The 14,980-nt window shown below is 74.8% G+C and carries 13 protein-coding genes; 2 read left to right on the plus strand and 11 right to left on the minus strand.

The genetic code is table 11. The annotated features are described in order from the left end of the window. Positions 1 to 84: 84 nt before the first annotated feature. Together IE265_RS08840 and IE265_RS08845 are read right to left on the minus strand one after the other, a co-directional pair. A complete protein-coding gene (locus IE265_RS08840; RefSeq protein ID WP_190034851.1) occupies positions 85 to 1,482 on the minus strand; it encodes an FAD-dependent oxidoreductase in 1,398 nt (465 codons plus the stop codon). A gap of 39 nt (positions 1,483 to 1,521) precedes the next feature. Further along, positions 1,522 to 2,520, minus strand: coding sequence for a DUF4349 domain-containing protein (locus IE265_RS08845; RefSeq protein WP_190034852.1), 999 nt, complete (start codon positions 2,518 to 2,520; stop codon positions 1,522 to 1,524). Between the two features lie 195 nt (positions 2,521 to 2,715). Between IE265_RS08845 and hemG the strand changes: the two genes are divergently transcribed. Then, positions 2,716 to 4,176 (plus strand): protoporphyrinogen oxidase, encoded by a 1,461-nt coding sequence (hemG, locus tag IE265_RS08850; RefSeq protein WP_190034853.1) that lies wholly within the window; start codon positions 2,716 to 2,718, stop codon positions 4,174 to 4,176. Positions 4,177 to 4,180: 4 nt separating this feature from the next. Then, positions 4,181 to 4,912: a hydrogen peroxide-dependent heme synthase gene (gene hemQ / locus IE265_RS08855; RefSeq protein ID WP_190034854.1), complete on the plus strand. Its 732-nt coding sequence runs from the start codon at positions 4,181 to 4,183 to the stop codon at positions 4,910 to 4,912. On the opposite strand, the gene IE265_RS08860 is transcribed toward hemQ, so the two are convergent. The 9 genes from IE265_RS08860 to IE265_RS08900 form a co-directional block, all read right to left on the minus strand. After that, positions 4,861 to 6,546: an alpha/beta hydrolase gene (locus tag IE265_RS08860; protein WP_190034855.1), complete on the minus strand. Its 1,686-nt coding sequence runs from the start codon at positions 6,544 to 6,546 to the stop codon at positions 4,861 to 4,863. The genes hemQ and IE265_RS08860 overlap by 52 nt on opposite strands. Positions 6,547 to 6,632: 86 nt before the next feature. Further along, complete coding sequence (locus tag IE265_RS08865; protein WP_190034856.1) at positions 6,633 to 7,427, minus strand: TIGR04222 domain-containing membrane protein; 795 nt, start codon at positions 7,425 to 7,427, stop codon at positions 6,633 to 6,635. Between the two features lie 244 nt (positions 7,428 to 7,671). Then, positions 7,672 to 8,466: a DUF4142 domain-containing protein gene (locus IE265_RS08870; RefSeq protein ID WP_190034857.1), complete on the minus strand. Its 795-nt coding sequence runs from the start codon at positions 8,464 to 8,466 to the stop codon at positions 7,672 to 7,674. A 390-nt stretch (positions 8,467 to 8,856) separates the two neighbouring features. Continuing rightward, positions 8,857 to 10,287, minus strand: a complete 1,431-nt coding sequence (locus IE265_RS08875) for a multinuclear nonheme iron-dependent oxidase (protein ID WP_190035126.1) — start codon at positions 10,285 to 10,287, stop codon at positions 8,857 to 8,859. Between the two features lie 171 nt (positions 10,288 to 10,458). Then, positions 10,459 to 11,256, minus strand: coding sequence for a DUF4142 domain-containing protein (locus tag IE265_RS08880; protein WP_190034858.1), 798 nt, complete (start codon positions 11,254 to 11,256; stop codon positions 10,459 to 10,461). 198 nt (positions 11,257 to 11,454) lie between these two features. Further along, positions 11,455 to 12,210, minus strand: coding sequence for an aminoacyl-tRNA hydrolase (locus IE265_RS08885; protein ID WP_190034859.1), 756 nt, complete (start codon positions 12,208 to 12,210; stop codon positions 11,455 to 11,457). Between the two features lie 41 nt (positions 12,211 to 12,251). Continuing rightward, positions 12,252 to 12,497, minus strand: a complete 246-nt coding sequence (locus IE265_RS08890) for a hypothetical protein (RefSeq protein WP_190035145.1) — start codon at positions 12,495 to 12,497, stop codon at positions 12,252 to 12,254. Further along, positions 12,494 to 13,342: a polysaccharide deacetylase family protein gene (locus tag IE265_RS08895; RefSeq protein ID WP_190034860.1), complete on the minus strand. Its 849-nt coding sequence runs from the start codon at positions 13,340 to 13,342 to the stop codon at positions 12,494 to 12,496. Before IE265_RS08895 ends, IE265_RS08890 begins: the two co-directional genes overlap by 4 nt. Before the next feature lie 236 nt (positions 13,343 to 13,578). After that, complete coding sequence (locus IE265_RS08900) at positions 13,579 to 14,955, minus strand: PhoX family protein (RefSeq protein ID WP_190034861.1); 1,377 nt, start codon at positions 14,953 to 14,955, stop codon at positions 13,579 to 13,581. Between the last annotated feature and the right edge of the window lie 25 nt (positions 14,956 to 14,980).

Below are 14,980 nucleotides of genomic sequence, written 5' to 3' on the forward strand. Positions count from 1 at the left end.
GCCGGTCCGGCGCCCGTCCGCGGGCGCCGGGGCGCGGTGCCCCGCCCCCGCGGTCCGGAACCGCGGGAACGGGCCCGGCCCCGGCTAGCCGCCGGACCGCACCGCCGACACCGCCTTGCGGGCGGCGACCAGGATGGGGTCCCAGACCGGGGAGAACGGCGGGGCGTAACCGAGGTCGAGGGCCGTCATCCGTTCCACGGTCATGCACGCGGTGAGCGCCACGGCGGCGATGTCGACGCGCTTCGCGGCGTCCTCGCGGCCGACGATCTGCACGCCGAGCAGCCGGCCGGTACGGCGCTCCGCGAGCATCTTCACCGTCATCGGATCGGCGCCCGGGTAGTACCCCGCGCGGCCCGTCGCCTCGACGGTGACCGACTCGAACCGCAGGCCCGCCCGGTGCGCGTCCTTCTCGCGCAGCCCGGTCCTGGCGATCTCCAGGTCGCACACCTTGCTGACCGCCGTGCCCACCACTCCGGGGAACGTGGCGTAGTCGCCGCCCACGTTCGAGCCGATGACCTGGCCGTGCTTGTTCGCGTGCGTGCCCAGCGGGATGTGGCGCTCCCGGCCGGAGACCAGGTCGAGCACCTCCACGCAGTCGCCGCCCGCCCACACGTTGTCGTGGCCGCGCACCCGCATCGCGAGGTCGGTCAGCAGCCCGCCGTGCTCGCCGAGCGGCAACCCGGCGGCCTCGGCGAGCGAGGTCTCCGGGCGCACCCCGATGCCGAGCACCACCACGTCCGCCGCGTACTCCTCGTCCTGCGTGGCGACCGCGCGCACCCGGCCGTCCCCGCCAGTGAGGATCTTGGTGACCTCGGCCCCGTTGACCATCGTGATGCCCAGGCCCTCCATGGCCACGTGCACCAGGCGGCCCATGTCCGGGTCGAGCGTGGACATGGGCTCCGGGCCGCGGTTGAGGACCGTGACCCCGTACCCGCGGTTGATCAGCGCCTCGGCCATCTCCACGCCGATGTAGCCGGCGCCGATCACCACGGCCCGCCCGCCCGGCGTGCGGCCGAGCGTGTCGAGCAGCGCCAGCCCGTCGTCCAGGGTCTGCACGCCGTGCACCCCGGGGGCGTCGATGCCGGGCAGCGGCGGGCGCACCGGCCGCGCGCCCGTCGCGATCACGAGCTTGTCGTACGGGGTCCAGGACTCGGCACCGGTCCCCAGGTCGCGGGCGCGCACCCGGCCGCCCCGGACGTCCAGGTCCGTGACCTCCGTGCGCATCCGCAGGTCGATCCCGCGCTCGCGGTGCTCCTCGGGACTTCGCGCGATCAACGCGTCGCGGTCGGTCACGTCACCGCCCACCCAGTACGGGATGCCGCACGCCGAGTAGGAGCTGAAGTGGCCCCGCTCGAAGGCGATGATCTCCAGTTCGTCGGGGCCCTTCAGACGCCGGGCCCGGGACGCGGCGGACATGCCCGCCGCGTCCCCGCCGACGACCACCAGACGCTCCCTGGCCGTGCTCTCGCCGCTGATGCTCATACGGACACGCTACGGCGGGAGTGCGCGCGATTCCCGCGGTCAGCCGCGGTCGTCGCCCTCCTGCCGCGCGGGCGGGGCGACCGGCAGCGGATCCGTGCCGGCCGGCGCGGTCGCCGCGGCGCGGCCGCCGCGCGGCCGGTCCTTCAGGAACCGGGCCCACAGGAAGAGGAGCAGGGCCGCCCCCACCAGGAACGGCAGCACCGCGCCGAGCGCCAGGGCCAGCCAGCGGAACATCGTCACGAACGCGTCCCAGCCGCCCGCGAGCGCGTCCACGAACCCGGGGTCCTCGTCCTCGGCCGCCTTCGCCGGCTTCTCGGTCAGCGACAGGGTGATCGTGGCGAGGCTCGTCCGGTCCTTCAGGGAGGCCTGCTGGGCGAGCAGTGACTCCAGGTCGGCCTGACGGGAGCTCAACTCGCCCTCCAGGGTGACCACGTCGGCCAGCTTGGTCGCCCGGTCCATCAGCTCGCGGATCCGCGTGACGCTGGCCCGCTGCGACTTGACGCGGCTCTCCACGTCGACGACCTGCTCGGTGACGTCCGAGGCCTTGGCCGTCCGGCTGAGCAGCTTGCCCGAGCCCTCCAGCTCCGCGAGCACCTCCTCGTACGCCTCCGCGGGAACGCGCAGTACGACACGGGACCGCTCGCGGCCCTCGGCGTCGCGGTCCGTGGTCTCGTTGCCGACCATGCCGCCCGCGTTCTCGACCACCGTGCGGGCCTCGGCGAGGGACTCCGGGACGTCCTTGACCCGCACGGTCAGCGAGGCCGTGTGGATGATGTGGACCGTGACCGGCTTCTGCGGCGCGGCGGCCCGGTCGCCGGTGCTCTGGTCGGCGCGGCCCCCCTCGGCGGGCGCCGCGGCGCCCGCCCCGGCCCTGTCCGCGCTGACGCCGGACTTGGCGTCCGAGTCGCCGGACGCGGTGCCGAGGTCGCTCGCGTCACCGCTGCACCCGGTCAGGGCGAGGGCGGCGGCGAGCAGCACCGACGAGAGGATCTGGACGGGCCGTGCGGCCCGGTGCCTGGACGTGCCGTGTGTCTGCATACGGGCTTCCCCCGGGGTGCGTCGTGGTGACTGACGTCACTACGACGCCTGGGCGAGGCGATACGTTGGGCCGATCCGGTCCCGAACCGGTCACGGTCCGGACTCGTCATGGACACCCTCACCGCGGGGCTCGCGGGCCCGTTCCCGCACACCCGGGGAAACGGGCGGCCGGGCGGCGTCTGGGACAGTGGAGCCATGCACGCAGACACACGAACGGGGACGGCCCACGTCGTCGTGGTCGGGGGAGGCGTCGCCGGGCTGGCCGCCGCCCACCGGCTGCTGGACCCGGGCACGAGGGTGACCGTTCTGGAGGCCTCGGACCGGCTCGGCGGCAAGCTCCTGACCGGCGAGATCGCCGGGGCGCGGGTCGACCTGGGAGCCGAGTCGATCCTCGCCAGGCGGCCCGAGGCCGTGGCGCTCGCCCGCGAGACGGGACTCGCCGACCGGCTCAGGCCGCCCGCGACCGCGACCGCCTCGATCTGGACGCGTGGCGCCCTGCGCCCCATGCCCAAGGGACACGTCATGGGCGTACCAGGCGACGCCTCCGTCCTTTCCGGGGTCCTCTCCGAGGAGGGGCTGCGCCGCATCGAGCGGGACCGCGACCTGCCGCGCACCGAGATCGGCGACGACGTGGCCGTGGGGGAGTTCGTCGCGGAGCGGCTCGGCCGCGAGGTCGTGGACCGCCTCGTCGAGCCCCTGCTCGGCGGCGTATACGCGGGCGACGCCTACCGCATCTCCATGCGCTCGGCCGTCCCCCAGCTCTTCGAGGCGGCCCGCACCCACACCTCGCTCACCGCGGCGGTCCGCGGGATCCAGGCCGCCGCCGCCCGAGGACAGCAGGCCGGACCGGTCTTCACGGGCATCGAGGGCGGCGTCGGCACACTCCCGCTCGCCGTCGCGGAGTCGGTGCGCGCGCGGGGCGGCGAGATCCTCACCGGGACACCCGTGACGGAGCTGCGCCGGGCCGAGGGCGGCCACGGGTGGCGGGTGGTCGCCGCGGACCGCGTCCTGCACGCCGACGCGGTCGTGCTAGCCGTGCCGGCGCCCGCCGCGGCCGCGCTCCTCGGCGCCGAGTCGCCCGCCGCCGCGGCGGAGCTGCGCGCGGTCGACTACGCGTCGATGGCGCTGATCACCCTCGCCTACCGCCGCGACCGGGTGGCCCTCCCCGAGGGGAGCGGCTTCCTGGTGCCGCCCGTCGACGGACGCACCATCAAGGCCTCGACGTTCGCCTCCCGGAAATGGGGGTGGATCGACGAGGAGAACCCGGACCTCGTGGTGCTGCGCGCCTCCGTGGGCCGGTACGGGGAGTCGGAGGTCCTCGACAGGGACGACGCCGACCTCGTCGACGTCTCGCGGCACGACCTGCGCGAGGCGGTCGGCCTGGACGCGGTGCCCGTCGAGACCCGGGTGACCCGCTGGAACGACGGGCTGCCGCAGTACCCGGTCGGGCACCACGCGCGCGTGGCCCGCGTCCGCGAGCACGTCGGCAGGCTGCCGGGTCTCGCGGTGTGCGGGGCGGCCTACGACGGCGTCGGCATCCCGGCCTGCGTGGCGAGCGCGAACGCCGCCGTGGACAGGCTGAGGGGCGACGACCGGGCCCTGGCCGCGCTGACCGCCAACCCGGTGCAGAGCCTGCACGGCGGAGCGGGAGAATAGCCCCATGAGTGACGACGCCACCACCACCGGCCAGGCGAGGATTCCGAACGCCGGCAAGAAGGCCAAGGACCTCAACGAGGTCATCCGCTACACCCTCTGGTCCGTGTTCAGGCTGCGGGACGTCCTGCCGGACGACCGCGCCGGCTTCGCGGACGAGGTCCAGGAGCTGTTCGACCAGCTCGCCGCCAAGGACGTCACCGTCCGCGGCACGTACGACGTGTCCGGGCTCCGCGCCGACGCCGACGTCATGATCTGGTGGCACGCCGAGACCGCCGACCAGCTCCAGGAGGCGTACAACCTCTTCCGGCGCACCCGGCTCGGCCGCGCCCTGGAGCCCGTCTGGTCGAACATGGCGCTGCACCGCCCGGCGGAGTTCAACCGCTCGCACATCCCGGCGTTCCTGGCCGACGAGACGCCCCGCGACTACATCAGCGTCTACCCGTTCGTGCGCTCCTACGACTGGTACCTGCTGCCGGACGAGGACCGCCGCCGGATGCTGGCCGACCACGGCAAGATGGCCCGCGGCTACCCGGACGTGCGCGCCAACACGGTCGCCTCGTTCTCCCTCGGGGACTACGAGTGGATCCTCGCGTTCGAGGCCGACGAGCTGTACCGGATCGTCGACCTCATGCGCCACCTGCGCGCGTCCGAGGCGCGGATGCACGTCCGCGAGGAGGTCCCGTTCTACACGGGCCGCCGCAAGTCGGTCGCCGAACTGGTGTCGGGCCTGGCGTAACGGGGTGCCGCGGGGGCCTCGCGGACCGTCGGCGGCTCGCCCGCCGGCCGTCCGCCGTCCCGCGGCGGAGCGACCGGCCTCGGCTCCGCGCGCGGCGCGCACACCGCGCGCCGCACGGGCAGCCGGCCCTCCAGCAGGTAGGTGTCCAGATGCGCGTTGACGCAACGGTTGTCGCCGCCGCCGATGCCGTGCGAGCCCGAGCCCTGCTCGGTCACCAGCACGGACCCGGACAGCCGCCGGTGCATCTCCAGCGCGCCCGCGTACGGCGCGGCCGCGTCCCGTTCCGCGGCGAGGATCAGCGTCGGGGGCAGCTCACCGGGTGACGTCCGCACGTCGAGCGGCCGCCGCCGGGGCAGCGGCCAGTACGCGCAGGGCAGGTTCGTCCAGGCGTTGTCCCAGGTCTCGAAGGGCGCCACGTCCGCGAGCCGGGTGTTGTCCCGGTCCCAGGTGCGCCAGTCCCGCGGCCAGGGCGCGTCGTTGCACTCGACGGCCGTGTACACGGCGTTGCCGTTCTCCTGCTCCTCGATCGCGTCCGGGTACGGTCCCGCCTGCCGGACCAGCGGCTTCGGGTCGCCCTTCAGGTACGCGGAGAGCGCCAGCGCCCGCTGCGGCCAGTGGTCGTCGTAGTAGGCGGCCTGGCGGAGCGCGGCCTGCAACTGCCCCGGTCCGACCGTGCCGCCCGCCGGCTCGGCGGCCAGCCGGGCGCGCGCCCGCTCGTAGTTGAGCAGCACCTCCTCGGGGGTTCGGCCGAGGCCGTACACCGAGTGGTGCTTCGCGATCCACGCGCGGAAGTCCGCCCAGCGGCCCTCGAAGGCGAACGACTGGTCGAGGCTGTTCCGGTACCAGACCCGCTCCGGATCCGGGTTCACCGCCGAATCGAGGACCATGCGGCGCACGTGCGAGGGGAACAGCGTCGCGTAGAGGGAGCCGAAGTACGTCCCGTACGAGGTACCCATGAAGGTCAGCCTCCGCTCGCCCAGGGCGGCGCGCAGGACGTCCAGGTCGCGGGCGTTGTTCAGCGAGGTGTAGTGCCGGATCGCACGTCCCGAGCGCTGGAGGCAGCCCCGGGCGTACGCCTCGGCCCGCGCGACGCGCTCCTTCTTGTACGACTCCGAGGGGTACGCCGGAGCCCGCGAGGGCCCCCGCAGCAGGAGCTTCGGGTCCTGGCAGGACAGCGGCGCCGAGCGGCCCACACCGCGCGGCGCGTAGCCGACGAGGTCGTACGCCGCCGCGATGCGCTTCCACTCGGGGACCATCCCGATCAGCGGGAAGTACATGCCGGACGCCCCGGGGCCGCCCGGGTTGAAGACGAGCGACCCCTGCCGGGGCACCTGCCGGCCGCCGTCCCTGCCGGTCGCGCGCACCCGGCTGACGGTCAGTCTGATCCTCGCTCCGTCGGGGCGCGCGTAGTCGAGGGGGACCGTCACCGTGCCGCACTGGAGACTGCCCGGGGTGTCCTGCTCCTCGGAGCACGACCCGAACCTGATTCCCGCGGCGGCGGCACGCTCCGCGGCGATCGCCGTGCCGTGCCGTTCCGCCCAGCCGGGAGGCGTCTGGGCGCTGCCCGCGGGGGCGGCGACGACGGCGGTCAGAACCAAGGACCCGGCTGTTCCGTAGAGTGCGGCAGCTCTCATGACGACCCCTTCAGCGCCCGGCAGCAACAAAAGGGATATTTCGTTTGGCAGTTGGCGAAGTAAAGCACCGCCCCGCGGGTGTCGGCTCAATGACCCCGATGCGCGTCCCCGAAGGGCGGTTCGCGGTGGGCGAAGGCCGCCCTCAGGTCCGGTTCGCCGATCGCCCGGACACCGCGCACGGCCACGGTGGTCAGGTAGGTCCGGTCGTCGCTGGTGATGTCGGCCCGCCGGGTCAGGGCGCTCAGCAGCCGCTGTCCGGCCGGGGAGGCCCAGCGCGTGTAGGGGTGGACCTCGATGCGGGCGATGGCCAGGCAGCTCAGGGTGAGGACGAGGGGCAGGCTGAACCAGATGGCCACCAGCGCCCGGTTCGCGACCGGCTGAGGCGGCATCAGCAGGGCCGCAGAGGCCAGCAGCACCACGCCCGCGGCGGCGGCCCGCACCTGCCGGACGGCGCCCGCGACCGTGGTGCCCGCGCCGTCCGGCACGGCCAGGCCCGCCGCGACGAGACGGTCGGCGAGCGCCCGTACGGACTCGGCGGCCGCCGCGGTCGTACGGACCGGGGCGATCCGCGACTGGCCGTCCGGCCCGATCGCGCCCAGCACCGAACGCTCCATCTCGTCCCGGCCGCGCGGGTCCACGACGGTCGCCCAACCGGTGTGGGCGAGCAGCAGGCGCCGCTGCCGGGCCATCGACACCAGGGTCAGATCGGCGACCCTGGCCGGGCCCCCGGACAGGAACGCGGCCTCGTAGAGCGTCAGGCCGCGGCCGTACGACGCCTCCGGGTCGTCGGAGGCGGCGGCGCGTACGGAGGCCAGGCACAGGCGCGTGCACGATGTGCCGGCCGCGGCCCAGGCCAGGAGCAGGAGAAGGACCCAGAGCATGCGGGCTTTCTATGCGACGCGGGGCGGAGCGCGCCACGGCTTGTTCACAATGTGGACGGACTGTCGCACATGAGTCACGTTCGGTTTCGGAGTGCGGCGGTTGCTGGGGCTTCTTGTCCTGCGATGTGCCTCGGCCCCCGCTCCCGCGACGGCCCCGCGGCCCGCCGGGGCCCGGGGTGCGTGCCGGTGCGTGCGGCTGCCCTTCCGGTGCCTCTCGGGCGGCGTCGGCGCCCGGTCGGTCCGGTCACCCCGTGCTCCTCGGCGCCTCCGTCGGTCCGCGCGGCGGCGGGGAGGTGGCGGCGGGCGGCAGGGGGTAGGTGCGGGCGGGCGACGGGGAGACGGGCACGGGCAGGTCCGGCGAGACCGTCGGTCCGGGCGGCGCGGGCGACACGGTGAGAGGCGGCGCGCTCGCCCCGGCCGCGTCCCGGGCCAGGGCCTCGAAGTCCACGAGCCCGGTGGCCTCCAGGACCTCGATGTGGTCCAGCACAGTGGTGTTGGCGTCGTCGGCGAGGTCGCGCACGAGCGAGTTGCGGGTGTTCGCCCGGACCTGGGCGACCAGCCCGAAGACCTTGCCGTGCGCCCTGCGGAGGATGTTCGCGAACTGCACGTCGTACTCCCCGCCCCGGGCCGTGCCCAGCGTGCCCAGCCACTCCCGCTGCTGCTCGTTGGGCTGGTTGGGCAGTTCCAGGCCGAGCCGGGCGGCCACGTCGCGCACCCGCCGGTCCAGGAACGTGTGCCCCTCCACGAGGTGTTCGCCCGCGGTGTGCACGGCCTCGGTGGTGCCGCGCTCCTGGGCCTGCTGGCCGGCGGGCAGTTCCCACAGCCCCGCGAGCCGGACCTTGGTCACGAAGTCGCGGTCCTGCGCGGACAGCGGGCCGTAACCCGTCGACACGGTCCCGGCGTTCAGCGCGTCCACACCCGTGCCCGACCGGTCCGCGTACGACCAGAGCGGGAAGGCCATCGCCGCGAGGGTCGCCACCAGCCCCGCGATGACGAGCCCCGTGCCGCTGAACAGGCCGCTGCCCCTGATGGATCGCATGGTGCCTCCTGTTGCGGCACCGCACGTAAGTGCGTTCGGATGGAGCTTGGCATATTACTGCGCGGGCCGCGTCACCTGCGGTGAGCGATGCCAGCCGCTGCCGCGCGGGCGCCGGAAGGGCACATGGGACCGGTGTACTCGCAGATCACGGCGTTGTGATCGCGGCCCGGTGTTCGCGGGAGGGGGCGGCGGCCCGGACGACGGTTCCGGCCGGCGGGCGCGCGGGTCCATGGTGCGCGGGCGCGCGCAAGGCGGTGCGCTGCGCGCAAGGCGTGCGGACGGGGCGGTTGGACACAGGTGCGCGCACCGGCCGACGGGCAGCCGGCCGCCCGCGGCCCGGTGGGTCGGGTCGGGCCGGGCCGGGTCCGTCCGCAGGCGTCCGGCAGAGCCTCAACGCCCCAGCAGCACCCGGCGCGTGGCGCGCGCCAGCCGGGCGGCCGGGGAGTGGGACAGGGGCGCGGGTCCGGAGCGCTCCAGCCACCAGTCGCGCAGCGCGCGCCGCGTGCCGGCGTCCTCGACGCGCCCTTCGAGCAGCAGGTGTTCCGCGAAGTCCAGGGCGTCCCGCCGGTACCCGTCGCCCATCGGGTGCCCGTGCGCGTACGCGAGGAAGGCCCTCCGGTAGGCGCCCGCCAGGATCACCGGCAGTTCCGGCGCGACCTTGGCCACGACGTCGGCCCGCTTGCCCGCCAGCGCCCGGGCCTGGACGGCGAGCCTGGCGCCGTCGAAGCCCTCGGGCACCGGGGTGCCGGCGACGAGCGCCGACAGCAGGGCCGCCTGCGCGAGCGCGAGCCTCTGACGGGCGGGTCCGTCCGGGACCGGGGTCCCGGGCACCTCCCCGTCGTCCGGCTCCGACCGCTCCGCCGGGGCGGACGCCGCTTCTCCGCCCTCAACCGGCCGGTCCGCGGAGGCGGGAGCGGGCGCCCGCCCGGAGACGGGGAGGGTGCCGGGGGCGGAGACGGAGACGGGCGCGGCTGCCCGCGCGGTGCGGGGCGTGGGCGCGGACCGCCCGACCGTCTCCCGTATCGCGTCGAGCTCCCGGGCCAGTTCGGCCGGCTCGGGGAAGTTCTCGTCGCGCTCCAGCAGGACGCCGGGAGGACGCACCCGCGAGCACAGGTCGGCGAGCACGTCGAGCACGGCCGGGGGGACGGGATGGGCGTGGCTGTCGTGCCAGACGCCGTCGCGCTCGAAACCGCCCGCGACATGGACGTACGCGATGGCCTCGACGGGCAGTTCCCCGAGCGCCTTCGCCGGGTCCTCGCCGCGGTTGACGTGGTTGGTGTGCAGGTTGGCCACGTCGACGAGGAGGCGTACGCCGGTGCGGTCGACCAGGTCGTACAGGAACTGTCCCTCGGTCATCTCCTCGCCGGGCCAGGAGATCAGGGCGGCGATGTTCTCCACCGCCAGCGGCACGGGGAGCGCGTCCTGGGCGACGCGGACGTTCTCGCACAGGACGTCGAGGGCGTCCCGGGTGCGGGGGACGGGCAGCAGGTGCCCGGCCTCCAGCAGCGGGGAGGCGGTGAGGGGGCCTCCCGCGCGGACGAAGGCGATGTGCTCGGTGACGAGCGGGGAGCCGAGCGCCTCGGCGCGGGCGGCCAGTTCGGCGAGCCGCCCCGCGTCGGGCCGGTCCGCGCCGCCGAGCCCGAGCGAGACCCCGTGCGGCACCACCGTGACCCCCCGCTCGCGCAGCCGCACCAGCGATTCGGGGAGGTGCCCCGGGCACACGTTCTCCGCCACGGCCTCGACCCAGTCGATGCCGGACAGCCGCTCCACGGCTTCGGCGATCTCCGGCCGCCACCCGATCCCCGTACCCAGTCGCTTCATCGTCATCGTCCCCCTCCTTCGTCACGCCCGTACCAGGACCGTGTGTCGACTTCCGCGACGGACCTGACTTCCGGCGTGCCGGGGTCATGGCCCCGGCGAGCGGGGCCGAACCCCACGGCGGGGAGTTTCAGAGCAACATTTGAGGTTCGGCGCGGGTGGCGGCCGGTCCTGCTACTGCTCGGCCGGCGGCGCCTCCGGGTCCTCCGGCTCGGGGCGGCCCGTGTTCACCGTGCCGGGCGCTCCGGGGGAGGGCCTCGACGTGGTGCCGATGTCGCCCGACGGCGTCAGGGCCGGCGCCTCGGGCGGGGAGACCCCGGCCGCGGGCGGCGGCGGACCGGTCGGGCTGGCCGTCGTGCCGGCGACCGAGTCGTTCGCGATGGCCTCGAAGTCGACCTCGCCGGTCTTCTCCAGCACCGTGATGTGGTCCAGCACGGTCTGGTTGGCGTCCGAGGCGAGCTGGCGCACCAGCGAGTTGCGCGTCTGGTTCCGCACCGCCCCGATCGCCGGGAAGATCTTGCCGTGCGCGGACCTCAGGAGGTTCGCCCACGTCTTGGCGTACTCCTTGCCCGTGCCCGCGGCGGTCATCTGGTTCAGCCAGCCCTGCTGCTGCTCGTTGGGCTGGTTGGGCAGTTCGACGCCCAGGTCCCGGGCGACGACCCGGACGCGCTTGTCGAGGTCGGTGTGCCCGACGATGAGGTGGTCGGCCGCCTCCTTCATCGCGCCGGAGGGAGCCCGCTCCAGGGCCTGCTGGGCGGCCGGCAGCTCCCAGAGCCCGGCCAGGCGCACCCGCACGATCAGGTCGCGGTCGGAGGCGGTCAGCGGCCCCCAGCGCGTCGGCACCGTCCCGGCCGCGAGATTCGCCGGCCCCGTGCCCGCGCGGTCGGTGTACGACCACACGGGGAACGCGAGCGCGCCGAGTGTGCCGACGAGTGCCACGATGACGAGGGCCGTACCGTTGATACGCCGCAAAAGAGCCTCCCGGGGAAAACCAACTGGTCGTTGGGAACCTGTGCTTGGCCAGCGCCAGGAGATACGTAGGGTACGGCCGGGATGTTCAATGCCCGACGTGGGGTGTTCGAGAAAGCCGTCCTCGGGGTACCGGTCCCGCGCGCACGGCGTCCCGGACGGCGGACGCGGCGGTTCCGCACCCGTGGCCCGAGGGGTCCGTCAGGAGGCGACGCGGCGCAGCGCCGGATGGTCGGCGACCACCGTGCACGAGCCCGGCGCGATCTCCGTGAAGCCCGCGTCCCGCACCAGGGGCAGGCCGCTCGCGACGAGCCGGGCCCACCGCTCGGGGGCGGCCGTCCGCACGGCGAGCGGGTAACCGGCCCCGCGCCATTCGGCGCGGTCCCGGTCCGACAGCTCCCACCAGGCCAGTTGCGCGCCGTGGCCCGCCTGCGCCATCGCCTTGCCCGCCGACATCTCCAGGTCCGGGCTCAGCCAGAGCACCGGCGTGCCGGGGCCGGGGGCCGCCGGCGGTTCCGGGTCGTCGAGGTCCGTGCCGGAGACCTGGAGCCGGGCCAGGTCCTTGGGCCATCCGTCCAGGGGGACCGGCGGGAAGACGCGGACCTCGGCCGTGCCGCCCGTGACCGTGATGCCCTCCAGGGCCTCGGCCCGCCGCCACTCGGCGCCGCGCGCCCGCCGGACCACCTTGCGGATCCTGGCGTCCTGCCAGTCGCGCACAGCCTGCGCCCACACCCCGTCCCCGAGGGACCGCTCGTCGCCGAGCAGCACGAGCACGGCCCGGGCGGCGGTCTCCAGGGCGTCCGTACGCGCCGGGGGTCCGGCCCGTTCGATGCGGGCGACCAGCGGCAGCACGAACTGTGGTGCCTCGTCGCGGGCGGTCCGCTCGTGCCGGAAGGGGCTGTCCTCCGGGCCGTCCCCGGGGCCGGCCGCGGGGGCGGTCGTCTCGTCACTGCTCACCCGTCCAGTCTGCCAGGCGGAAGATCGGCTTCGCCGACCGGTCAGCCGGAGCAGGCCGTGCGCTGCGCCTCCTGCCACTCGCACACGGGGCACAGCGTGACCCCCCGGTGGGACTCGGGGTGCTCGGTGGGCCTGCGGCACAGCACGCACTCGGCGAAGGGCGGTCCGCCGTCCGCGCCGTCCCCCGCCCGCACCCCCTCGGCCCGCGCGTCCCGGGCCTCCGCCGCTCCGGGGGCCGCCGCGGCAGCCCGGGCCGCGCTGTCGTCGGTGCCGCAGTACTCGCTCATGGGACCAGCGTAGGCCGCCGGTGCGAGGCCCCGATCAGCTCCGAGACCCGCACGAAGCGGTACCCGCGCTCACGCAGCCGCGGAACGACGGCCCGTACGGCCCGCTCGGTGGCCGGAGCGGCACTGCGCGTGCAGTGCATGACCACCACCGAGCCCGGCCGCACACCGTCCAGCACGTCCCTGGCCACGGCGTCCGCGTCGGTCGCGAACGCGTCGCCGCTCACCACGTCCCACTGCACCGCCGTCACCCCCGCCGCGCTCAGCGCGCGCAGCGCGCGCCGGTCGTAACACCCGCCGGGGAAGCGGAAGTACGGCATGACCCGCCGCACGCCCACCCTGCGGAACGCGTCGAAGGCGCGCTCCACGTCCGCCCGCATCCGGGCCCCGGGGATCGTCGGCAGCCCGTAGCAGTCGGCCGTGAACGCGTGGTGGCTGTAGGAGTGGTTCGCGACCTCGAAGAGCGGATCGCTCCCGATGGACCGGGCCTGCGCCGGGTACTCCTCCGCCCAGCGGCCGGTCATGAACACCGTGGCGGGAACCCTGAGCCGGCGCAGGGTGGCGACGAGTCGCGGGTTGTCGAAGCGCTCCCCGGCAGCCGCCCGGGGGCCCTGGTCGGCGGTCATGTCGGCGTCGAAGGTGAGGGCGACGGTCCGGTCGCCCGTCCGGGGCGCGTTCCTGAAGACCGGGGTGACCCCGGCGGGGCCGGGGGCGAGGGTGGGCGGCCCGGACGCGGTGGCGGGCACCGGCTCGGGGCGCGCGGCACGGGGGGTGCCGGGCGCGCCGCAGGCGGTGAGGGCGGCACCCAGTACACAGGCGAGGGTGACACTCCGTACGAAGATGTTCACCGGCTGACGTTAACCGGATCGGTAGGAATATCCGGTTATGTCCTTCGGGTGTCGGGTGTCGGGTGTCGGGTGTCGGGTCCTCGGGGTCGGGGGCGGGGTCGGGGTCGGATCGGGTGTCGGGTGCCGGAGTGCCGAGGGCGGGGCGCGGCCGACCCTCCCGGAACCGTTCCGGGGGCGCCGGCCGCCCCGGAACGGTTCCGGGACGGCGCGGGGCGGCCTCCCGCGGCAGCGGCGGGCTACTTCCGCCAGGGGCCCGTCACGGCGAACGTCGTCCCCGGGGTGTAGCAGTTCACGTACATCGTCCGGTGGTCGGGCGAGAAGGTGACGCCCGCGAACTCGCCCCACTCCGGTGCTTCCGGGGTGCCGATGTTCTGACGGTTGCGGGCCATGGCGTACACCTCGCCCCGCCGCGTCACGCCGTACACGTGCTGGGCGCCCTCGCCGTCCTCGCAGACCATCAGGCCGCCGCCGGAGGCGAGGCAGATGTTGTCGGGGGACTCGCCGGGCAGTTGGACGTCGGTGTCGGGACCGAAGACGATCACCAGGGTGAGCCGCCGGGACGACGGGTCGTACCGCCAGATCTGCCCGAAGTGCGTGGCCGCCGAGCCCTCGCTGCTGTGGGCGAACGAGGACACGAAGTACACGCACGTGCCGCCCCAGTAGCAGCCCTCCAGCTTCTGCGCGTGGGTGATGCCCCGACTGCCGAAGTCCTGGAGGCGGATGGGTGTTTCGACGGCGAGCGGGTCCGGCACGTCGACCCATTCGACGCGGTCGAAGGTGGCGCCCGTCTCCTGGATCGAGGAGAGGTCGGGCACGCCCGGTACGCGCATCGCCTGGAGCCGGCCGCCCGCGCGGAGCGAACCGGGCCCGCCCTCCGGCTTGTTGGGGAGGAAGCGGTAGAAGAGCCCGAAGGGCTTGAGGAAGGCGTCCTCGGTCTCGTAGACGACGCCGCGCCGCGGATCGACGGCGACGGCCTCGTGCTGGAAGCGCCCCATCGCGGTCAGCGGGACGGCCCCGCTGCGGCGCGGGTCCGCTCCGTCGACCTCGAAGACGAAGCCGTGGTCCTTGGTGTAGCCGTTCGTCCCGGCCTTGTCCTCGGTCTCCTCGCAGGTGAGCCAGGTGCCCCAAGGGGTGGGCCCTCCCGCGCAGTTGACGGCGGTGCCAGCGATCGCGACCCGCTCGCCGACGACGTTCCCGCGCGCGTCCAGGGTCAGCGCCGTACAGCCGCCCTTGCCGGCCGGGTCGTACGTCAGGCCCTCGACGGTCGGGACGGGAATCCGCCCGGTGTTGCGGTTCTCGTGGTTGCGGACCAGGTGGACCCGGCCGTGTCTGCCCTGGAAGGCCGCCATGCCGTCGTGGTTGCTGGGCACCCGGCCCTCGCCGGAGAGCAGCGGGTCGCCCTCGCGGGACAGCACCCGGTAGCGGAATCCCCTCGGCAGGTCCAGCAGTCCGGCCGGGTCGGGGACCAGCGGGCCGTACCCGTGGTGTCCCAGCGCGGCGGCCGTGCCGGTGAACAGTTCCGACAGGGCTCCGGTGAAGGCGATGCCCGCTCCCAGGGCTCCGGAGCGGGCCAGTACTTCGCGTCGTGTCGCGGGCAGTCGTGTGTCGGACATGGGGCAACCCTTCCTGTTGGCGGAC

Origin of the sequence: Streptomyces fructofermentans, from assembly GCF_014651055.1 — a bacterium.
GTDB lineage: Bacteria > Actinomycetota > Actinomycetes > Streptomycetales > Streptomycetaceae > Streptomyces > Streptomyces fructofermentans.

Bases quoted from the DNA above. Each gene is read 5' to 3' on its own strand.
- hemQ (WP_190034854.1), top strand. From the start codon at position 4,181: ATGAGTGACGACGCCACCACCACCGGCCAGGCGAGGATTCCGAACGCC.
- IE265_RS08840 (WP_190034851.1), bottom strand. From the start codon at position 1,482: ATGAGCATCAGCGGCGAGAGCACGGCCAGGGAGCGTCTGGTGGTCGTC.
- IE265_RS08900 (WP_190034861.1), bottom strand. From the start codon at position 14,955: ATGTCCGACACACGACTGCCCGCGACACGACGCGAAGTACTGGCCCGC.
- IE265_RS08870 (WP_190034857.1), bottom strand. From the start codon at position 8,466: ATGCGATCCATCAGGGGCAGCGGCCTGTTCAGCGGCACGGGGCTCGTC.
- IE265_RS08865 (WP_190034856.1), bottom strand. From the start codon at position 7,427: ATGCTCTGGGTCCTTCTCCTGCTCCTGGCCTGGGCCGCGGCCGGCACA.
- IE265_RS08875 (WP_190035126.1), bottom strand. From the start codon at position 10,287: ATGAAGCGACTGGGTACGGGGATCGGGTGGCGGCCGGAGATCGCCGAA.
- IE265_RS08845 (WP_190034852.1), bottom strand. From the start codon at position 2,520: ATGCAGACACACGGCACGTCCAGGCACCGGGCCGCACGGCCCGTCCAG.
- IE265_RS08860 (WP_190034855.1), bottom strand. From the start codon at position 6,546: ATGAGAGCTGCCGCACTCTACGGAACAGCCGGGTCCTTGGTTCTGACC.
- hemG (WP_190034853.1), top strand. From the start codon at position 2,716: ATGCACGCAGACACACGAACGGGGACGGCCCACGTCGTCGTGGTCGGG.
- IE265_RS08890 (WP_190035145.1), bottom strand. From the start codon at position 12,497: ATGAGCGAGTACTGCGGCACCGACGACAGCGCGGCCCGGGCTGCCGCG.